This window comes from Bartonella queenslandensis AUST/NH15 (genome assembly GCF_000312585.1).
GTDB lineage: Bacteria > Pseudomonadota > Alphaproteobacteria > Rhizobiales > Rhizobiaceae > Bartonella > Bartonella queenslandensis_A.
Genome location: NZ_HE998063.1, coordinates 1 through 939 on the forward strand (window position 1 = coordinate 1; position 939 = coordinate 939).

A 939-nucleotide genomic window follows, 5' to 3' on the forward strand; every position below is an offset into this window, starting at 1 on the left:
GGTATGTACAAACTTATTTTACATGCACAAGAACGCTGATGTTACCAAGAGAAATTTAAAGGAAATAAACACTAAAGATATTTTGTATCACTTTTATTGTTGACCTCTTTGAATAAATGTAATACATTAATTTATGGTTATTACTTATGATGAAATTAAACGACACAAAAACATTGAAAAACATGGTCTTGATTTTGCTGATCTTCAAATAGAATTTTTTGAAACAGCGATCATCCTTCCAGCAAAGCAAGGACGTTTTATGGCTATTAATGTTTTTACCAATAATGTTATTGCAGTCGTTTTTGCTACACTTGGCGATGAAGCGGTTTCTATCATTTCTATGAGACGTGCGAGCAAAAAAGAAAGGAGTTTAATATTATGACGAAATATCCATATATTAAACCTCTCACCGATGAAGAAGAGGCTGAAATTCAAAAAGAAATTGCACATGATCCAGACGCTCCAGAAGCGACAGATGAACAAATTGCTCAAGCAAAATCATTTGCAGAAGTATTTCCTGATTTAGCTGAAAGCATTAAACGTTCTCGAGGGCGACCACAAATTGATAACCCTAAAGAGCAAGTATCAATTCGTTTGTCACCAGATGTTTTAAAAAAACTTAAAGCCTTTGGTCGTGGGTGGCAATCAAAAGTCGATGACATTCTACGTAAAGCCGTTGGGTTATAAGGTTTTTGTTTATACTGTAACACATTTTAATGTCTCTCTGTTTGCTCTATTATTAATAATAGGCGCAAAGTTAATTACAGTGACTTTTTCGTAAATCTTTTTCGATCAAATGTCTGACATAGCGTGTATAAGGAATAGCTTGATTTTTCGCTTTTTCCTTTAAAGCTTTCATAAGTGCTTGAGGCAAGCGAATATTTATAGAAGCTTCTTTAGGTAAAAATTCAAAATGAACAGGTTTAAAACCAGTTAATT

At 33.1% G+C, this 939-nt stretch carries 3 protein-coding genes; 2 read left to right on the forward strand and 1 reads right to left on the reverse strand.

The window, feature by feature from the left end; all coding sequences use genetic code 11:
• Window positions 1–133: 133 nt before the first annotated feature.
• Together BN338_RS09360 and BN338_RS09365 are read left to right on the forward strand one after the other, a co-directional pair.
• A complete protein-coding gene (locus BN338_RS09360; RefSeq protein WP_039761486.1) occupies window positions 134–382 on the forward strand; it encodes a BrnT family toxin in 249 nt (82 codons plus the stop codon).
• Complete coding sequence (locus BN338_RS09365) at window positions 376–687, forward strand: BrnA antitoxin family protein (RefSeq protein ID WP_425277471.1); 312 nt, start codon at window positions 376–378, stop codon at window positions 685–687. Before BN338_RS09360 ends, BN338_RS09365 begins: the two co-directional genes overlap by 7 nt.
• A gap of 70 nt (window positions 688–757) precedes the next feature.
• On the opposite strand, the gene BN338_RS09370 is transcribed toward BN338_RS09365, so the two are convergent.
• Window positions 758–939 (reverse strand): CopG family antitoxin (locus BN338_RS09370; protein WP_039761494.1); only part of this gene is annotated, 182 nt, incomplete at its 5' end.